Source organism: Kitasatospora sp. NPDC101183, assembly GCF_044767945.1.
Taxonomy (GTDB): domain Bacteria; phylum Actinomycetota; class Actinomycetes; order Streptomycetales; family Streptomycetaceae; genus Kitasatospora.
The window spans coordinates 53,441-72,373 of record NZ_JBIWOW010000021.1 but is presented as its reverse complement, the minus strand read 5'-3'; the positions used below and the strand labels follow the sequence as shown (position 1 = coordinate 72,373).

12 protein-coding genes and 1 tRNA gene are annotated in these 18,933 nt (G+C 74.9%); 8 read left to right on the top strand and 5 right to left on the bottom strand.

Translation table 11 applies throughout. The annotated features are described in order from the left end of the window. Positions 1-162 precede the first annotated feature (162 nt). The 7 genes from ACIRRS_RS27325 to ACIRRS_RS27295 all read left to right on the top strand — a co-directional run bounded on the left by ACIRRS_RS27325 (position 163) and on the right by ACIRRS_RS27295 (position 13,741). A complete protein-coding gene (locus ACIRRS_RS27325; protein WP_402975909.1) occupies positions 163-1,695 on the top strand; it encodes a methyltransferase in 1,533 nt (510 codons plus the stop codon). Between the two features lie 196 nt (positions 1,696-1,891). Continuing rightward, positions 1,892-2,356, top strand: coding sequence for a DUF3592 domain-containing protein (locus ACIRRS_RS27320; protein WP_402975907.1), 465 nt, complete (start codon positions 1,892-1,894; stop codon positions 2,354-2,356). A gap of 373 nt (positions 2,357-2,729) precedes the next feature. Further along, entirely contained in the window at positions 2,730-5,612 is a 2,883-nt protein-coding gene (gene topA, locus ACIRRS_RS27315) for a type I DNA topoisomerase (RefSeq protein WP_402975905.1), read from the top strand. 183 nt (positions 5,613-5,795) lie between these two features. Next, positions 5,796-9,227: a dTMP kinase gene (gene tmk / locus ACIRRS_RS27310; protein ID WP_402975903.1), complete on the top strand. Its 3,432-nt coding sequence runs from the start codon at positions 5,796-5,798 to the stop codon at positions 9,225-9,227. Positions 9,228-9,392: 165 nt separating this feature from the next. Next, positions 9,393-10,604 (top strand): DNA polymerase III subunit delta', encoded by a 1,212-nt coding sequence (locus tag ACIRRS_RS27305; RefSeq protein ID WP_402975901.1) that lies wholly within the window; start codon positions 9,393-9,395, stop codon positions 10,602-10,604. Between the two features lie 218 nt (positions 10,605-10,822). After that, positions 10,823-11,983 (top strand): hypothetical protein, encoded by a 1,161-nt coding sequence (locus ACIRRS_RS27300; protein ID WP_402975899.1) that lies wholly within the window; start codon positions 10,823-10,825, stop codon positions 11,981-11,983. 117 nt (positions 11,984-12,100) lie between these two features. Continuing rightward, positions 12,101-13,741: an alpha/beta hydrolase gene (locus tag ACIRRS_RS27295; protein ID WP_402975897.1), complete on the top strand. Its 1,641-nt coding sequence runs from the start codon at positions 12,101-12,103 to the stop codon at positions 13,739-13,741. 11 nt (positions 13,742-13,752) lie between these two features. Here the strand turns inward: ACIRRS_RS27295 and leuE are convergent, their stop codons facing one another. Further along, positions 13,753-14,409 (bottom strand): leucine efflux protein LeuE, encoded by a 657-nt coding sequence (gene leuE / locus ACIRRS_RS27290; protein WP_402975895.1) that lies wholly within the window; start codon positions 14,407-14,409, stop codon positions 13,753-13,755. A gap of 181 nt (positions 14,410-14,590) precedes the next feature. Between leuE and ACIRRS_RS27285 the strand changes: the two genes are divergently transcribed. Continuing rightward, a tRNA-Thr gene (locus tag ACIRRS_RS27285) sits at positions 14,591-14,664 on the top strand. A gap of 98 nt (positions 14,665-14,762) precedes the next feature. Here the strand turns inward: ACIRRS_RS27285 and sbnB are convergent. The 4 genes from sbnB to ACIRRS_RS27265 are packed head-to-tail and all read right to left on the bottom strand — an operon-like array spanning position 14,763 to position 18,928. Beyond that, positions 14,763-15,797 (bottom strand): 2,3-diaminopropionate biosynthesis protein SbnB, encoded by a 1,035-nt coding sequence (gene sbnB, locus ACIRRS_RS27280; protein ID WP_402975893.1) that lies wholly within the window; start codon positions 15,795-15,797, stop codon positions 14,763-14,765. Positions 15,798-15,834: 37 nt separating this feature from the next. Further along, on the bottom strand, positions 15,835-16,563 hold the full coding sequence (locus ACIRRS_RS27275; RefSeq protein ID WP_402975892.1) for a beta-ketoacyl-ACP reductase: 729 nt from the start codon (positions 16,561-16,563) through the stop codon (positions 15,835-15,837). Beyond that, complete coding sequence (locus ACIRRS_RS27270; protein WP_402975890.1) at positions 16,560-17,678, bottom strand: beta-ketoacyl synthase N-terminal-like domain-containing protein; 1,119 nt, start codon at positions 17,676-17,678, stop codon at positions 16,560-16,562. The genes ACIRRS_RS27275 and ACIRRS_RS27270 overlap by 4 nt, the downstream gene beginning before the upstream one ends. Then, complete coding sequence (locus tag ACIRRS_RS27265) at positions 17,678-18,928, bottom strand: beta-ketoacyl-[acyl-carrier-protein] synthase family protein (protein ID WP_402975888.1); 1,251 nt, start codon at positions 18,926-18,928, stop codon at positions 17,678-17,680. The genes ACIRRS_RS27270 and ACIRRS_RS27265 overlap by 1 nt, the downstream gene beginning before the upstream one ends. Between the last annotated feature and the right edge of the window lie 5 nt (positions 18,929-18,933).

Genomic DNA, 18,933 nt, shown 5'->3' with positions numbered 1-18,933 from the left:
GGGCCCGGCCGTTCGCCGTCGGGCCGGGGGAGGGGGGAGCGGGCCGCCACGGTCGATGCGGGGTGGACCGGGCGCCCGGGGGCGCGAGGGAGAGGCGCCCGATGGGGCCACCGCGGGCAGAGGCCGGGGCGCGGGTCGACCGGGCCGGGGGAGAATGGCGGGGTGATCAGTAGCCCCGTTCTCGACCCGACCCGCCTCGCCAAGCTGCGCGAGGCGCTGCTCGCCGCCTCCTTCACCGCGGACGGCTGCCTGGACCTGCTCGGGCCCGCCGGCTATGCGGCGCTGGCCCGCAGCGAGGCCGTGCCGGCGCTGCGCGCGACCCGCGGGGGGAGCCCGCTGGAGACGCTGGTGCGCCTGTTCCTGCTCCAGCAGGCGGTGCCGTACCAGGCGGCCGCCGCCGCGCTGCCGGTGGAGGACTGCCTGGCGGACGGCTGGCTGCGCGCGGACGGCGAGTCGGTGCGCGCCACCGTCGACGTCCGTCCATATGCCAACGAGGTGGCCGGGCTGCCGAGTTCGGACGCCTGGGTGGTCGCCGACCTGGGCTGCGCGGTGGGCGGCGCCGGTGGCATCGGCTCGGGCGAGACCGCGCACGGCGTGGCCCGCAAGGACCTGGTGCTGGGGGTGGGCGGGGCGTCCACGACGCTGGCGAACATCACCGTGCGACGCCCCGTGCGCGCCGCGCTGGACCTCGGTTCGGGCTCCGGCGTGCAGGCGCTGCACGCGGCCCGGCACGCGCAGCAGGTCACCGCCACCGACCTCAACCCCCGCGCCCTGCGGTTCACCGAACTGACCCTGGCGCTCTCCGGGTTCGACCACGTGGAGGTGCTGTCCGGCAGCCTCTTCGAGCCGGTCGGGGACCGCAGGTTCGACCTGATCGTCTCCAATCCGCCGTTCGTGATCTCGCCGGCCGGCCGGTTCACCTACCGCGACGGCGGCATGGCCGGGGACGACCTGTGCCGCAGCCTGGTCCGCCGGGCGGCCGCGCACCTGGAGCCGGGCGGCTACTGCCAGTTGCTCGCCAACTGGCAGCACGTGAAGGGCGAGGACTGGCACGAGCGGCTGGCCGGCTGGGTGGCGGGCACCGGGCTGGACGCCTGGGTCGTGCAGCGCGAGGTCCAGGACGTGGCCCAGTACGCCGAGTTGTGGCTTCGCGACGGCGGCGACCACCGCGGCCCGGGCGGCGACTACCAGGCCCGGTACGGCGAGTGGCTGGACGCCTTCGAGGCGGGCCGGGTCGAGGGCATCGGCATGGGCTGGATCACCCTGCGGGCGAGCGGCGCCGAGCGCCCGACCGTCCGGGTGGAGGAGTGGCCGCACCCGGTGGAGCAGCCGCTCGGCCCGCACATCGAGGAGTGGTTCGACCGGCAGGACTTCCTGCGCGCCCACGACGACGCCGGCCTGCTCGCGGCCCGCTACGTCCTGGCGGACGAGGTGGTGCAGGAGCAGGTGGGCGCGCCGGGCGCGGAGGATCCGGAGCACGTGATCCTGCGTCACAACCGGGGCATGCGGCGGGCCACCAAGGTGGACACCGTGGGCGCCGGTTTCGCGGGGGTCTGCGACGGGACGCTGTCGGCGGGCGAGATCGTGGACGCCATCGCGCAGCTGCTGGGCGAGGACCGCGTGGTGCTGCGGGACCGGGTGCCGGAGTCGCTGCGGACGCTCACCGAGCAGGGCTTCATCACGCCGGTGCGCTGAGACCCGCCGAGACCCGCTGAGACCCGCTCGCCGCAACCGGCGCCCCCGGTGAACCCCCTGGTCCGGCCAGGGGGTTCACCTTTCCGTACCCCCTGGTTCGTCCCGTGGCCGCCCGGTGGCCGTCCCTCGTTGGCCGGGTGCTGTGAAGCTCCCTGTCCACAGGCTGTGGACAGGGCAGGGGAGCCGGGGGCCAGGGGTGGACGCGACGACGGCGACGGTGGGCGGAGCGGTGCTCGCCCTGTTCGGTGGCGTGCTGTTGTTCTGGTGCGCCGCCGAAGTGCGCCTTCGCCACCGGGTGCGCCGCCTCGGGGTGGAGGCGGTGGCCACGGTGGTCGCCGAGGACGACGCCCACGGGCAGCTGGACAGCTCGCCGCTGCTCTCCTTCCCCGTGCGGCCCGCGCCGGGTGATTCGAACACCAGTACGGGGCGGATCGCGGAGCTGGTGCTCACCCGGCCGCGCGGCCACACCCCGCTGCGTCGCCCGGCCCGGTTCGCCCCCGGGGCCTCGGTCCGGGTCCGCTACGACCCCCGGCGCCCCAGCCGCGCGGTGCTGGCGCCCGGCGAGGTCGGCCGGGCGGCGGTCACCGACCTGCTGTGGGGCGCTCTCGGGACGGCCAGTCTGCTGGCGGGCGCCGGTCTGCTCGCGGCGGCCCTCGGCTGACGTCCGGCTGATCCCGGTAGGTTCTGGCCGGTTTCGGTCGGTCGGGACCGGTGCGGGACCGCCCGGCGGTCGGGTGTGTCGATTATTCGTTGACAGATCTTGAAATCCGTCATTCCATCCTTCCGAACCCGCCGAAGCCCCCTTCCACGGGGCGCGAACCCGTGTCATCGGGTTACCGTTCGAGTGGCGTCGGTGAGCCCGGCAAGCGAAACAGCGGTGTCCGTCCGTTTGACAAGGGTGGCCGGGGTACGGTCACACTCCGCTGGTGGGTCGTCGTTCAGCGGCGGTCCTCGGACGGTCGAGGGGTCGGGCGGAGCGCAGCCCGTGCTGCCGCCACCGCCCAGCCAACTACGACCGGGAGAGAAGAGCGAAGGTGTCCCCGAGCAGCGAAACCGCGCACGGACAGCGACTCGTCATTGTCGAGTCGCCGGCCAAGGCGAAGACGATCAAGGGCTACCTCGGCCCCGGCTACATCGTCGAGGCGAGCGTCGGGCACATTCGAGACCTCCCCAGCACCGCCGCCGAGGTGCCGGACAAGTACACCGGCGAGGTGCGCCGCCTCGGGGTGGACGTCGACCACGACTTCGCGCCGATCTACGTGGTCAACGCGGACAAGAAGTCCCAGGTCAGCAAGTTGAAGTCGCTGCTCGCCGAGTCCGACGAGCTCTTCCTCGCCACCGATGAGGACCGCGAGGGCGAGGCCATCGCGTGGCACCTCCAGCAGGTGCTCAAGCCCAAGGTGCCGGTGCACCGCATGGTGTTCCACGAGATCACCAAGTCGGCGATCCAGGAGGCGGTGGCCAACCCCCGCGAGCTGAACCAGCGTCTGGTCGACGCCCAGGAGACCCGCCGCATCCTCGACCGCCTGTACGGCTTCGAGGTCTCGCCGGTGCTCTGGAAGAAGGTCATGCCGAAGCTGTCGGCGGGCCGGGTGCAGTCCGTGGCGACCCGTCTGGTCGTCGAGCGCGAGCGCGAGCGGATCGCCTTCCGCAGCGCCTCGTACTGGGACCTCGTCGGCACCTTCGGCACCGGCCGCACCCCGGCCGACGCCGCCAACCCGGAGACCTTCGGCGCCCGGCTGTCCTCCGTGGACGGCAAGCGGATCGCCACCGGCCGCGACTTCGGCTCGGACGGCAGGCTCAAGGCCGCGAGCGCCGGCACCCTGCACCTGGACGAGCAGGCGGCCCGTCAGCTGGCCGCCGCCCTGGAGCAGACGGCGTTCAGCGTCCGCAGCGTCGAGTCCAAGCCCTACCGCCGCTCGCCGTACGCGCCGTTCCGCACCACCACGCTCCAGCAGGAGGCCAGCCGCAAGCTGGGCTTCGGCGCCAAGCGGACCATGCAGGTGGCCCAGAAGCTGTACGAGAACGGCTTCATCACCTATATGCGTACGGACTCCACGACGCTCTCGGAGACGGCCGTCTCCGCGGCCCGCGCCCAGGTCACCCAGCTCTACGGCGCCGACTACCTGCCGGACGCCCCGCGCACCTACGCCAGCAAGGTCAAGAACGCGCAGGAGGCGCACGAGGCCGTCCGCCCGTCCGGCGACCGCTTCCGCACCCCCGCCGAGACCGGCCTGAGCGGCGACGACTTCAAGCTGTACGAGCTGATCTGGATGCGCACCGTCGCCTCTCAGATGAAGGACGCCGTCGGCCAGTCCGTCACCGTGCGGGTCGGCGGCACCTCGGCCGACGGCCGGGACGCCGAGTTCTCCGCCTCCGGCAAGATCATCACCTTCCACGGCTTCCTCAAGGCCTACGTCGAGGGCGCGGACGACCCGAACGCCGAGCTCGACGACCGCGAGCGCCGCCTGCCCCAGGTCGCCCAGGGCGACCCGCTGGCCGCCGAGCGGATCACCCCCGAGGGCCACGCCACCAAGCCCCCGGCGCGCTACACCGAGGCCTCGCTGGTCAAGGAGCTGGAGGACCGCGAGATCGGCCGCCCCTCCACCTACGCCTCGATCATCGACACGATCATCCAGCGCCGGTACGTGTTCAAGAAGGGGACGGCGCTCGTCCCGTCGTTCCTCTCCTTCGCCGTGGTCAACCTGCTGGAGAAGCACTTCGGCCGGCTCGTCGACTACGACTTCACCGCCAGGATGGAGGACGACCTCGACCGGATCGCCGCCGGTGAGGCGAAGTCCGTGCCGTGGCTCAAGCGCTTCTACTTCGGCGAGGGCGAGTCCGGCGGCGCGGCCGGAGGCGCCGCCGAGGCCGGCAACGGCGACGGCGACCACCTGGGCGGCCTCAAGGAGCTCGTCACCGACCTCGGCGCGATCGACGCCCGGGAGATCAGCTCGTTCAAGATCAGCGACGACCTCACCCTGCGGGTCGGCCGCTACGGCCCGTACGTCGAGCGCGCCTCCACCGTGGAGGGCGAGCCCGGCCAGCGCGCCGACATCCCGGAGGACCTGGCGCCGGACGAGCTGACCGTCGAGCTGGCCGAGGAACTGCTGGCCAAGCCCAGCGGCGACTTCGAGCTCGGCCCGGACCCGGTCAGCGGCAACATGCTCGTCGCCAAGGACGGCCGCTACGGCCCGTACGTGACCGAGATCCTGCCCGAGGGCACGCCCAAGACCGGCAAGAACGCCGTCAAGCCGCGCACCGCCTCGCTCTTCAAGACCATGGCGCTGGACACCGTCACGCTGGAGGACGCGCTGCGGCTGCTCTCGCTGCCGCGGGTGGTCGGCGCCGACGCCGAGGGCGTGGAGATCACCGCGCAGAACGGCCGCTACGGTCCGTACCTCAAGCGCGGCACCGACTCGCGCTCGCTCACCAGCGAGGACCAGCTCTTCACCGTCACCCTCGACGAGGCGCTGGCGATCTACGCCCAGCCCAAGGCGCGCGGCCGGGCCGCCGCCGCCCCGCCGCTCAAGGAGCTGGGCACCGACCCGGTCAGCGAGCGGCCGGTGGTGGTCAAGGACGGTCGCTTCGGCCCCTACGTGACGGACGGCGAGACCAACGCCACGCTGCGCAAGGACGACGAGGTCGAGACCATCACGCCCGAGCGCGGCTACGAGCTGCTCGCCGAGAAGCGGGCGCGCGGGCCGGTGAAGAAGACGGCCAAGAAGGCCCCGGCGAAGAAGGCCGCCGCGAAGAAGACCGCGACCGGGACGGCGGCGAAGACGACCGCCGCCAAGAAGACCGCGGCGAAGAAGACGACCACCACCAAGGCGACGGCGGCGAAGAAGACGGCAGCCAAGAAGACCGCCGCCGGCAAGACGACCGCGAGCAAGGCCACCGCCGCCGACGAGGGCTGATCCCCCGACAGCGGCACCGGGCCCGTGCCCCCCGACCGGGGGTGCGGGCCCGGGGCGTGTCCCGGGGTGCGTGCCTGGGTGTGTGCCGGGGTGTGTGCGGGGATCGTCACAAGCCGGTGATGAGCCGGGCCCGGAACTCCGATCGTCTCTTTCCGGCCAACCCCCGCCCGCTACGCTGACCGTATGACGAGCGAGGACCAGCCCACCCCCAGCGCCGCCCCGGCCGCGGGAGCCGCCGGGCCCGACCTGCCCGAGGTCGCGCCCGCCGGGACTCCGGCCGACCGGGCCAGGGCCCTGCTGAGGAACCGCCCCTACCGGCGGCTGTGGACCACCCAGCTGATCGGCGGCACCGCCGACCGGCTCGGCCTGCTGGTGCTGCTCGCGCTCACCGTGATCGCCGCCGCCCGGGGCGGGCAGTTCGGCGCGCTGCCGCGCAGCCTCGCCGTCACCCTCGCGGTGGTCCTCGCCGTCCGGGTGCTGGCCTCCGGCCTGGTCGGCGCCGCCCTGCTCGGGCCGGTGCACCGGCTGGTCACGGGCAGACTCGACCGGCGCTGGACGCTGTTCGGCGCCGACGCGCTGCGCGCGCTGCTGATCGGCCTCGCGCCCTGGTGGACGGTCTGGCTGGGTTCCGGGTCGAAGCCCTCCGGCGGCGCCACCTACGTGCTGCTCGCCACCGTCTTCGTCACCGCCGCCGCCGAGGCCGTCCGGGACACCACCCGGGCCTCCGTCGTGCCGGGCCTGCTGCCGCCGTCCAACCCGTACGCCCCCCTCGCCGAGCAGCGCCCCGCCGCCGCCAACCTCGAGACCGCGCGCGGGCTCGACCGGTTCACCGGCTGGGCGACCGTGCCGCTGGCCGCCCTCGGCCTGATCGGCTTCACGCTGCTCAACAACATCGCCGCGGCGCTCGGCTCCGACTGGCTGCGCGCCCACCAGCTGACCTTCGCGGCGCTCGGCGCGGCCGGGCTCTTCGCCGCCGCGGCCGCCCGCACCTACGTCCAGCCGCTGCCCGGCGGGCCGGTGACCGTCGCCCCGCACTCGCCGCTGACCGGTCTGCGCGCCCCGACGGACGCTGCCCCCGGCCCCGCGCTGAGCAAGGGCCGCACCGGCAGCGCCCCGTACTTCACCTTCGCTGTCGCCGCCGCCTTCGCCTCGATGGCCGGCGTCTGCTCGCTCGCGCTGCTGACCGCCGCCGAGCACCGCGCCGGGCCGATCGGCTACGGCCTGCTGGTGCTCGCGGCCACCGGGGCGCCCGCGCTCGGCGCCCGGCTCACCCGGGCCACCCTTCCCTCGCTCTCGCGCCGCCGGCTGCTCGCCCTGGCGCTGATCACCGAGGGCGTGGCGCTGATCCTCGCCGGGCTGGTGCTGGACTTCGTCCTCGTCCTGCTGCTGACCGTGCTGGCCGGACTGGCCGCCGGGATCGTGGTCTCCGCCGGGCGCACCCTGCTCGCCCAGGAGGTCGAGGAGGCCCGGCTGCCGAAGGTCTCCGAGCACCTGCACGCGGTGCTCACCGTGGTGGTCGGGGCCGCGATCGTCGCCGTGCCGCTGATCGCCGCGGGCTACGGCGACGTCGAGTACGGCACCGTCCGGCCCGGCTCGTTCACCTTCATCCACGGCGGTGCGGCCCTGGCCGTCGCCACCTCGGGGCTGCTCACCCTGGTGCTCGCCGCCGTCGTGCTGCTGCGCACCGACGACCGGCGCGGCACCGCGCCGTTCGGCCGGGACCTCGTCGACGCGCTGCGCGGCGCGGGCGGCCCGGCGCCGCACCGGGGCGCGGGCACCGGCTTCTTCATCGCCCTCGAGGGCGGCGACGGCGCCGGGAAGTCCACCCAGGCCCAGGCGCTCGCCGAGTGGATCCGCGGCAAGGGGCACGAGGTCGTGCTCACCCGCGAGCCCGGCGGCAGCCCGGTCGGGCAGCGGCTGCGCGGCCTCGTCCTGGACGTCGGCAACACCGGGCTGTCGCACCGCGCCGAGGCGCTGATCTACGCGGCCGACCGGGCCGAGCACGTCGAGAACGTCATCCGGCCGGCGCTCGCCCGGGGCGCCGTGGTGATCACCGACCGGTACATGGACTCGTCCATCGCCTACCAGGGTGCCGGCCGCGATCTGGCCGCCACCGAGGTCGCCCGGATCTCGCGCTGGGCCACCGGCGGGCTGCTGCCCGACCTGACCGTCGTCCTGGACGTCGACCCGACCAAGGCCCGGGAGCGCTTCACCGAGGCGCTGGACCGGCTGGAGTCCGAGCCGACCGAGTTCCACCAGAGGGTCCGGGCCGGCTTCCTCGCCCTCGCCGCCGCCGACCCGGCGCGCTACCTCGTCGTCGACGGCAGCCAGGAGCCCGGTTTCGTCACCACCGCCGTCCGCCACCGGCTCGACCGCGAGCTGCCGCTCTCCGAGCAGGAGAAGGCCGCCCGCGCCGAGCAGGAGCGCCTCGCCCGCGAGGAGGCCGAGCGGCGCGCCGCCGAGGAGGCGCGGCGCAAGGCCGAGGAGGAGGCCGCCGAGCGCAAGCGCCAGGAGGTGCTGGCGCAGCTGCGGGCCGAGCAGGAGGAGCAGGAGCGGCAGGCCAGGGAGGCCGCCGAGCGGGCCGCCGCCGAGGCGCGTCGCAAGGCCGAGGAGGAGGCGCGCCGCCGGGCCGAGGAGGAGGCCGCCCGCCGCGCGGCGGAGGAGGCGAAGCGCAAGGCCGAGGAGGACGCCCGGCTGGCGGCCGAGGCCGCCGAGCGCAAGCGGCTCGCCGACGAGGCGGCCGCCCGGGCGGAGCTCCAGCGGCAGCGGGAGCTGGCGCGGGAGGAGCAGCGGCGCCGGGCGGAGGAGGCGCTGCAGCGGGCCGAGGAGGCCCGGCTGGCGCAGGCCGCCGCGCTGGCGGCCGCGGCGGAGGCTGCCGCGGCGGCGGAGAGTGCGGCTGCGGGTGGTTCGGCGGGTTCGGCAGGTTCGGCGGGTTCGGTCGGGGAGGCCGTGACGACGGAGCTGCGGGCGGTCCGGGACGTGCCCGAGGACGTGGACCCGCGCGGGCGTGGGCTCGGGGACGAGGCGACGCGGGAGCTGTCGCTGCGCGACCGGCAGGCGGCCGTCCGGGCGACCGTCGAGGAGACGGCCGTCCTGCCCAAGGTGCCCGCTGCCGATGCGACCGCCGTGCTGCCGAAGGTGCCCGCGGCCGACGAGACGGCCGTGCTGCCGAAGGTCGAGCCGGGGCGTGCCGAGGACCGGGTGCCTCCGGGCCTGTGGCGCGGGGAGCGTCCGGCGGAGCGTACGCGGGAGATGCCGGTGGTGGGAGGCGCCCCGGCCGCTCCTGCTCCGGCCGCTCCGGCCGCTCCTGCAGCCGCTCCCGGCGCTCCTGCCGCCGCTTCGCCCGTCGAGCCTCAGCAGGCCGTCGAGCGGACCCGGCCGGAGTGGGCCGAGGAGACGCCGATGGACGACTTGCCGAGCCTGACGGACACCCTGCTCGGTTCCCGGGACGAGTGGGCGCGCTGGGAGCACCCCGACGACGGCCGGCCCGGTTCGAACGGTCCGAGCGGTTCGAGTGGTTCGGACGGGCCGAGTGGTTCGGACGGTCGGGATGGTCGGGACGGCCAGGACGGGGACGGCAAGGGCAAGGGGCGCCGCTGGGGGCGCAAGGGCTGAGCCCGTACGACGATCGGACGGCGGCGCCGTCGGGGAGACGACCCCGGCGGCGCCGTCCGCCGTCCGAGGGTCGCCCGGACGGCGCAACGGCTGTCGGAGCGGACACGTATGCTCGACGGCGGGTAAGGCGCCGGGTGCGCAGCCGTACGGAGTTTGGGAGCAGCAGTGGCCGTCTGGGACGACCTCGTGGGCCAGGAGCGGGTGGTCGAGCAGCTGACCGCCGCCGCCCGGGCGGCCGGGGCGACGGTCCAGGCCGGGCGCGGCTCCGCGCCCGCCGAGGGCGCGAACGCCTCCCTGATGACGCACGCCTGGCTGTTCACCGGCCCGCCCGGCGCCGGGCAGGTCACCGCCGCGCGCGCCTTCGCCTCCGCGCTCCAGTGCACCAGCCCCGACCTCGCGCTCGGCGGCACGCCCGGCTGCGGGTTCTGCGACGGCTGCCACACCGTGCTGGCCGGCAGCCACGCCGACGTCAAGTACGTGCGGACGGACGGCCTGTCGATCGGCGTCGGCGACATGCGGGACCTCGTGCTGCGCGCCTCCAGCTACCCGACCGGCGGCCGTTGGTCGGTGATCCTCGTCGACGCCGCGCACCGGCTCACCGAGGCCGCCGCCAACGCGCTGCTCAAGGGCGTGGAGGAGCCCTCGCCGCGCACCGTCTGGCTGCTGTGCGCCCCCTCCGTCCAGGACGTGCTGCCCACCATCCGCTCGCGCTGCCGCCTGCTGGTGCTGCGCACACCCGCCTCCGAGGCCGTCGCCGATATGCTCGTACGGCGCGACGGCGTCGAGCCCGAGACGGCGCGCCTCGCCGCGCTCGCCGGACAGGGAGACGTCGAGCGCTCGCGCCGCCTGGCCGTCGACGACCAGGCCCGCACCCGGCGTGCCGAGGTGCTGCGGATCCCGCTGGAGGTCGGCGACGTCGGGGGCTGCCTGGCCGCCGCCCAGCGCCTGGTCGACACCGCGAAGGCCGACGCGGAGGCGCTCGCCGAGACCCAGGACGCCAAGGAGGCCGACGACCTCAAGGCCGCCTACGGCGCGGCCGAGGGCAGCAAGGCGCCGCGCGGCATGGCGGGGGCCGTCAAGGAACTGGAGAAGCGGCAGAAGAGCCGCGCCACCCGCACCCGCCGCGAGACCCTGGGCGTCGCCCTGCTCGACCTGCTCGGCTTCTACCGGGACGTGCTCGCGATCCAGCTGGGCTCCACCGGCGCCCTCGCCAACGAGGACCAGCGGCAGGCGCTGAACCGGGTCGCCCAGGCGGGGCCGGCGGAGGGCACGCTGCGGCGGATCGAGGCGGTGCTGGCCTGCCGTCAGGCGCTGGACCGCAACGTCGACCCGCTGCTGGCGGTCGAGGCGATGACGATGGCGCTGCGGGCGGGCTGACGCTCCGCAGGGGGCCTTCCGGGCGGCGGGTACGCCCTCCGGAGCCGGGGTTTCGTCCCACCTTCGAGTGAACGGGCGGTACGCGCCGGGCACACCCGCGTGTGACCGCGCGCCGGTTGTGCACGCTGGGGGCCGACTGCGCCCCGGTGCCGGGGCCGTCGCCCCCCACGGTGCCGGGTCCGGCCGGCGCCGGACCTGCTCCCGAGGTGGTGCGTGCCGTGGTTCGTCCGCTCCTCGTCATTCCCCTGCTGGCGGCCGCCGTCGGCGGGATCTGGCTGGCGCGCGGTGCGCTCCAGCGCTGGCGCGACCTGCGGGCCGCCGAGACGTACGAACTGGCGGGGGACCGGTGGCCCATGCTGGCGCGGGCGGGCGGGGCGATGGTCTGCGGGGTGTGCGTCACCGCGTTGACGCTGCTCACCGGGCTCGGGGCCTTCGGCGGGCTCGGGCGGCAGGAGGACCCCGTGTCCCAGGGGTCCGTCGGTTCTCCGGGCGCGCCCGCTGCTGTACGGCAGCAGGCGGCGCCGCCGGAGGCCACGGTGGCTCAGGCCCCTGCTCAGGCTCAGGCTCCGGGGTCGGGTCCCGCTCCCGCTCCCGTGAGTGCGGCGCCCGCCGCCGTGGCCAGCCGGTTCGACAGCGTCGGGCACCCGGGCGGCGGCGAGCTGCTGCAGTCGGCCGTCCTCGGCCCCGACGGGAAGCCGCGCAACGTCCGGGTGTGGCTGCCACCGCAGTACGCCAAGGAGCCGAACACGCGCTTCCCCGTCGTCGTGATGCACGCCGCGACGCCCGGCCGGACCGCCGACGCCGAGGTCCCGGACGTCTTCGAGGGCATCGGCTCCGCGCTGCAGGGCGGCCGCGCCCGCCCGTTCGTCCTCGTCGCCCCCGAGGCGCCCAACGGCACCGCGCACCCCTGCGAGCTGGTCGCCGCCGCGCCCGCCGCCGTCTCCGACGACGCGACGCTGCGCGCCACCATCGCCGCCTCCTTCCGCACCCTGCCGCCCGGCCCGGCCTCCTGGGGCACCCTCGGGGTCGAGGCCGGCGCGCCCTGCGCGGCCGCCGCCGGGCTGGCCCGCCCCGACCTGTACGGGGTGGCCGCCGCCGTCTCCGGCCGCTACGACGCGGCCGCGCTCACCCAGACCGGCGCGGAGGCCCCGGCGGGCAGCTCCGCCAAGCTGCTGCTGGCCGCCGCCAAGGCCGACACCACCGGGCTGGACGCCGCGCGCAAGCTCCAGGCGGCGCTCAAGGCGGGCGGCGGGCCGGCGGGCAAGGCGGAGGTGCGGATCTCCGACAACGTGCAGGACTTCAGCGCGGACAGGGAGCGGCTGCGGCTCGTCCGGCAGGCGGCGCAGTACCTGGCGGAGACGCTGGCGAAGGCGTCCTGAGGGGAGCCCCGGACGGGGATACGCTGCCCGGTGCCCGGGGTGGGCGCCGGGCAGTCTGCTTTTCCTTCTTTCCTTGTGGTTTCTGGTGGTGCGGTGGGATCGGGTGATGGGAGCCGGATGAGGGGCAACGGGCGGGTCGTGGGGCCGGCGGCGCCGATGGCGATGGCTGCGACGGCGGGGCTGCTCGTGGCGGCGCTGGTGGCGGGGTGCACGTCGGGGCCGGTCGGGGCGGGGCCGGCGGTCTCGTCGGATTCGGCCGCCTCGTTCGCTTCCTCCGCAGCCTCCGTCGTCCCGGCGGCGTCCGCGGCCACGCCGCTGGAGCCGCTGCCCGCCGCCGTACCCGCCGCGCTGGCGCCGTACTACGCGCAGCGGCTCACCTGGCAGCCCTGCGACGGCGGGTTCGAGTGCACCACGTTCAGGGTGCCGACCGACTACGACCACCCGGGCGACGGCGACCTCACCCTGGTGGCGGCGAGGGCGCCCTCCGTACCGTCCGGGGCCGCCCAGGGCGCCCGGTTGGGCTCGCTGCTGCTGAACCCCGGCGGGCCCGGCGGCTCCGCCGTGGAGTACCTGGAGACCGCCGCCCGTACGTACGACAGCGGGGTGCGCGCCCGGTACGACCTGGTGGGCCTCGACCCGCGCGGGGTGGGACGCAGCAACCCGATCAGCTGCCTCAGCGGCGACCGCATGGACGCCTACACCGCCGTCGGCCTCGCCCCCGCCGACCAGCGCGGGATCGACGCGCTGGTCGCCGCCGACAAGGAGTTCGCCGAGGGCTGCCGGCAGCGCGCCGGGGCGGCGCTCGGCCACCTCAGCACCGTCGAGGCCGCCCGCGACATGGACGTGCTGCGCGCCCTGCTCGGCGACGAGAAGCTGACCTACGTCGGCAAGTCCTACGGCACCTTCCTCGGCGCCACCTACGCCGGGCTCTTCCCCGGCCGGGTCGGGCGGCTGGTGCTCGACGGCGCGATGGACCCGTCCCTGGACTCCGTCGCCGGGAACCGCACCCAGGCCGGCGGGTTCGAGACCGCCTGGGCGGCCTTCGCCAAGGACTGCGCCAAGCGCGAGGACTGCCCGCTCGGGCGCGGCGAGCAGCAGATCGGCGAACAGCTCACCGCCCTGCTCGCCACCGCCCAGGACCACCCCCTGCCCACCACCGACAACGGCCGCCGGCTCACCGGCTCGCTGGCCACCACCGGGGTGATCCAGGCGCTGTACGCCGACTTCCTCTGGCCCAAGCTGCGCTCGGCGCTCACCGACGCCAGGGCGGGCGACGGCACCGGGCTGCTGAAGCTCTCCGACTCCTACTACGGGCGGGAGGCGGACGGGTCCTACCCGAACCTGATGTTCGCCAACACCGCCGTCAACTGCCTCGACCTGCCCGCCCCGTTCGGCTCGCCGGAGGACGTCCAGCGGGCGCTGCCCGACTTCGAGCGGGCCTCGCCGCACTTCGGCCGGGGCATGGCCTGGATGGCGCTCGGCTGCGCCTACTGGCCCGTCCGCGCCACCGGCGCCGCCCACACCATCCGGGCCGCGGGCGCCGCGCCGATCGTCGTCGTCGGCACCACCAGGGACCCGGCCACGCCGTACGCCTGGGCGCAGTCCCTCGCCGGCCAGCTGGAGTCCGGGCGGCTGCTCACGTACGACGGGGACGGCCACACCGCGTACGGGCGGCGCAGCGGGTGCGTGGACGGGGCGGTCAACCGCTACCTGCTGACGGGCGAGGCGCCGGAGGCGGGAAAGCGCTGCGCGCGCTGACTCGGGCTGACTCAGGCCGAGGAGACGGCGAGCTTCGCGGCGAACCCGGCGAACATCACGGCGACCCCGCTGGTCAGCGTGGCGGACAGCCGCTTGCGGCGGCGGAAGGCACTGGCGAGGGTGGTACCGGCGAAGATCAGCACCGACAGGTACAGCACGCTGAACGTCTGCAGGATGCCGCCGAGCAGGGCGAAGGAGAGCGCGGGCTGACCGTAGGAGGAGTCCACGAACTGGGTGAAGAAGGAGAGCAGGAACAGGATCGCCTTCGGGTTCAGCAGGCTGATCACCAGCGCCCGGCGGAACGGCCGCTCGACCGCCTCCGCCGTCGGCGCCTCCTCCGCCCCGGCCCCGGCCTCGGCCCGCCGCTCGCGCCACAGCTGCCGGGCGGCGCGGAGCATCCCGTACCCGATCCACAGCAGGTACGCGGCGCCGCCGAACTTCACCACGGCGAACACCGCCGGGTTGGCCGCCAGCAGCGAGGCGGCCCCGAGCGAGGTGAGGCTGATCAGCGTCGCGTCCCCGACGAACACCCCCGCCGCGGCCCGGTACCCCGTCCGCACACCCTTCCGGGCGGCGACGGACAGCACGTACAGCGAGTTGGGGCCGGGCAGCAGGACGATCACGAGGGCGCCGAGGACGTACGTCGCCAGGTCGTTCACACCGAACACGGTGCACTCCGGAGGTGGGTCGGGGCGAGGGGGCGCTCATCGTAACGTCACACCGCTGATCGATTGAAGCGAAAACCATCCGCCCGCCCCACCCCTCCCGCGCCCCCTCGCCCGCCCCGGCTACGGATCACCAGCGAACCTGTGTAGACTGACCCGCGTTGCCACCGCACGTGGCAGCGACGCCGCCTTAGCTCAGCTGGCCAGAGCAACGCACTCGTAATGCGTAGGTCGCGGGTTCGAATCCCGCAGGCGGCTCGGAAGAACAAGGAAGCCCCCCAGGTCGGATTTTCGCCTGGGGGGCTTTCGGGTTTTCGGGGGGCCGCCCGCCCGGGGTGGGCGGGCGGCGGGGTGGGTCAGAGGGTGCGGCCGTAGCGGTCGGTGTCGTGGAAGAAGCCGGGGATGGTGTGGAGGGTGGAGGTGGTGGCGACGGTGTCGTAGATGTGCTTGGCGACGACGAGGTCGAGGACGCCGAGGCCGAAGGGGGAGAAGATGACCGGCCGGTCGGCGGGCGGGGTGATGCGGGAGGAGAGGGCGTCGTCGAGGGTGCCGGCGATGAAGTCGCGGTGGCCGACGGCCTGTTCGGTGAGGTGGGGGGAGGTGTCGGCCTTGAGGCAGTGCTCGATGTCGTCGACGACGTTGAAGGCCGAGAGGATGATCTCGGTGGAGAGGTCCCGCAGGGAGAGGTGCAGGACCAGGGGGTTGTGGGAGAAGAGGGCCGGGTCGTGGACGTGCGGGGAGCCGGCGACGGTGGTGAAGACGACGAGGTCGCTGGCGCGGATCAGGTCGTCGGAGCCGGCGTGGACGGTGACCTCGGCGGGCTGCGCGCCGCGGAGGTAGTCGGAGAAGCCGGCGGCGTGCTCGGGGGAGAGGTCGTGGACGCCGACCTCGTCGAAGGTGAAGCCCGCGGCGGCGAGGTAGGTGTGCACGTAGCGGGCGATGAGGCCGCCGCCGACGAAGCCGAGGCGGCGCGGGGTGGTGCCGCGGGCCTGGCTGAGGGTGAGGGCGGCCAGGGCGGCGGAGGCGGCGGTCCTGGCCGCGCTGATGATGGAGCTCTCCAGGACGGCGAACGGGTAGCCCGTCTCGGCGTCGTTCAGGACGAGGACCGCCGAGGCGCGCGGGATGCCCGCGGCGACGTTCTCCGGGAAGCTGGAGATCCACTTGATGCCGTGCACGCCCACCTCGCCGCCCACCGAGGCCGGCAGGGCGATGATGCGCGAGGACGGGCGGTCGGGGAAGCGCAGGAAGTACGAGTCGGGGTTGACGGTGTCACCGGCGCCGTGCAGCCGGTACGCCTTCTCGACCGCCGCGATGACGGCCTTCTCCTGGCCGGCCGTGGCCTGGTGCACCTGGGCGCCGGAGATCACGGCGAAGGTGGGGATGCGAGACAAGGTCGGTTCTCCACGAGCTAGGGATGGAACGGGCGGGTCAGATGGTGAGGCCGCCGTGGACCTCGAACACCGAACCGGTGATGTAGGCGGCGCGGTCGGAGGCCAGGAAGCCGACCAGGTCGGCGACCTCCTCGGGGCGGCCCAGCCGGCGCAGCGGCACGTTCTGCAGGATCTTGCCGATCGCGGCCTCGGAGGCCCCGCCCACCATGTCGGTGTCGATCAGGCCGGGCGCGACGGCGTTGGCCCGCACACCGCGCGGGCCGAGCTCCTTCGCCAGGCTCTTGGTGAGGGCGATGATCCCGGCCTTGGACGCGGCGTAGTTGGACTGCCCGGCGTTGCCGTAGACCCCGGAGACCGAGGAGAGGTTGATGACGCAGCCGTGGCCGCGCTTGGCCATGCCGGGCACGGCGGCCCGGCACAGGTGGTAGACGCCGTCGAGGTTGACGCGCAGCACCTGCTGCCAGTCCTCGTCGCGCATCAACACCAGCGGACGGTCCCGGGTGATGCCGGCCGACGCCACCAGGGTGTCCACCGGGCCGAGTTCGGCCTCGGCCTCGCGGACCCAGGCCCGTACGGCCTCGGCGTCGGCGGTGTCGCAGCGGGTGGCCACGACCCGGGCGCCCAGCGCCTCGGTCTCCTTCAGCAGCGACTCGGCCGCGGCCTCGTCGGAGCGGTAGCAGAAGGACACGTCCTGGCCGTCCTGGGCCAGGCGCAGCACGACCGCGCGGCCGATGCCGCGCGAACCGCCGCTCACCAGCGCGGTCATGACGCCACCTCGGACAGCTTCAGCACGGCGACGGCGACGGCGCCGTCACGGTCCACGGCGGACACCAGGGCCACGCGGCCGGCGGCCTGCGGCTCGGTCTCGGCGACCGCGAGCAGCGCCGCGATCTGCAGGGTCGCGGACGCGGCGCCGGTGTCGCCGATCAGCGCCATCGACGGGACGCGGTCCAGCGCCTCCGCGGGCAGCAGGGCGGCCAGCGCGGCGCGTTCGGCGACGCCCTCCGCGGTCGGCGCGGCGGTGGGGACGGCGGCCCACACCTCCTCCGCTGCGATGCCGGCCCGGTCGAGGGCGCGGCGGGCGCAGGAGTCGACGGCGGCCTGCGGGTCGTCGTCCACGTCGATGGCCGTGGTGACGGCCAGCAGCGTGGCGAGCGGCGGCAGTTGGCTGGCCCCGGCGGGCTCCAGCAGCAGCAGCCCGCAGCCCTCGCCGAGCAGCGGGGCGGCCTCGCCGGGGGTGCCGGCGGCCCGCTCCAGCCAGGCGTGGGTGGGCGAGAACTCGTCGCCCGCGCCGACCAGGCAGTTGTCGGCCCGGCCCTGGTTCAGCAGGCGGCGGGCGTAGTTGAGGGCGAGCAGGCCGCTCACCCGTCCGCCGCCGACCGTGGCGTTGGGGCCGCGCAGGTCGTGCCGGATCGCGGAGGCCCCGGCGGAGTGGTTCATCACGCAGCCGGGGATCAGGCCCACGTCGACGTAGAAGGGGCGGGCGTTGGTCAGCGAGCCGCGGATGACCTGGGCCATGGACTCCTTGCCGCCCATGGTCGTCCCCATGACGACGCCGGTGCGGTCGTCGGTGTGCGGGACGGGCCCGCCGTCGGGGTCGGTGAGCAGCTGGTCGGTGGCCAGCAGGGACATCACGGCCAGCCGGTCGAGGGTGTAGCTGTAGTCCTGGCCGAGCAGACCGGGGCGGTCGAGGTCGGGGACCAGGCAGGCGTCGGGGCGGGGCAGCCGGGGGCCGTCGGGTTCGGTGCGGGGCGCGGCCTGGCCGGCCCGGACCCCCTCGGCGAAGTCGCGCCGGGAGAGGCCGTGCGCGGAGACCGCCGACCAGCCGGTGATGACGAGACCGTCGGCCGGCAGGGTCGCTGCGACCGGGGAGGCGGACATCAGGCACGCTCCTTGAGGGCACCGAGCATCAGGACGGCGTTGTTGCCGCCGAAGGCGCTGGAATTGTTCTGGACGATCCGCACGTCAGCGGTGATGGCCTCGTTGGGGACGCAGTCGACCGGGCACTGCGGGTCGGTCTCCTGGTGGTTGATCGTCGGCGGGATGAACCCGTTGTGGATCGACAGCGCGCAGGCCGCGGCGGCCAGGGCGCTGGCGGCGCCCATGGAGTGGCCCAGCATCGACTTCAACCCGACGGTGCGGGGCGGGTGTTCGCCGTAGACGTCGACGATGGCGCCGGCCTCGGCGGCGTCGTTGGCCTTGGTGCCGGTGGCGTGGGCCGAGATGTAGGTCACCTCGTCCTTCTTCACCCCCGCGTCGGCCAGGGCGAGTTCCACGGCCCGGGCCACGCCGTCGCGGCTGGGGGCGGTGGGGTGCTGCGCGTCGCAGGAGAGGCCGTAGCCGAGGACCTCGGCGTAGATGCGGGCGCCGCGGGCGAGGGCGGACTCCAGGGACTCCAGGACCAGGACGCCGCCGCCCTCGCCCGTGAGGATGCCCTTGCGGTTCTTGTCGAACGGGCGCACCACGTCGGGGGTGATGGCGCCGAGCCGGTGGAAGGTGGCGAAGGTCTTGCGGCAGGCGGCGTCGGCACCGCCGCACAGCGCGATGTCGGCCTCGCCGGAGCGGATCACGTCCAGGCCGTAGCCGATGGAGTAGTTGCCGGCCGCGCAGGCGGTGGTCATGGTGACGGCCTCCGCGTCGCGCAGGCGGAGCTCGCGGGCGACCGCGGTGGACAGCCGGCCCGAGCCCAGGCGCCGCGACAGCACCGGGTCCAGCGATTCGAGGGAGCCGTCCCCCAGCTCCTGCTCGACCAGCGTGCCCAGGTCGTGGGACTCGCCGTCGGTGGTGCCGATGCTGATGAGCACGTGCCGGGCTGCGAGCTCCTCGTCCGTCAGCCCGGCGTTCTCGACGGCCTGGCGGGCGGCGGCGACGGCGAAGTGCCCGGCGCGGCCGGTGTAGTCGAGCGGCATGTTGCGGATCCAGCGGGACGGCTCGAAGTCCTCGACCTCGGCCGCGTTCTTGCGCAGGAATCCGGTGGTGTCGATCCGGGTGAGCGGGCGGGCCCCGGAGCGGCCCTCCCGCAGCGCCGTGGCGTACTCCTCGGCACCCGTGCCGATGCTGCTGATGACGCCGATGCCGGTGACGACGACGGTGCGGCGGCCCCGAGCCGCCGACTGGGGGGCAGTGGACACCGGAC

Coding starts and splice junctions, on each gene's coding strand:
- tmk (WP_402975903.1), top strand. CDS start 5,796: ATGACGAGCGAGGACCAGCCCACCCCCAGCGCCGCCCCGGCCGCGGGA.
- ACIRRS_RS27295 (WP_402975897.1), top strand. CDS start 12,101: ATGAGGGGCAACGGGCGGGTCGTGGGGCCGGCGGCGCCGATGGCGATG.
- ACIRRS_RS27275 (WP_402975892.1), bottom strand. CDS start 16,563: ATGACCGCGCTGGTGAGCGGCGGTTCGCGCGGCATCGGCCGCGCGGTC.
- ACIRRS_RS27270 (WP_402975890.1), bottom strand. CDS start 17,678: ATGTCCGCCTCCCCGGTCGCAGCGACCCTGCCGGCCGACGGTCTCGTC.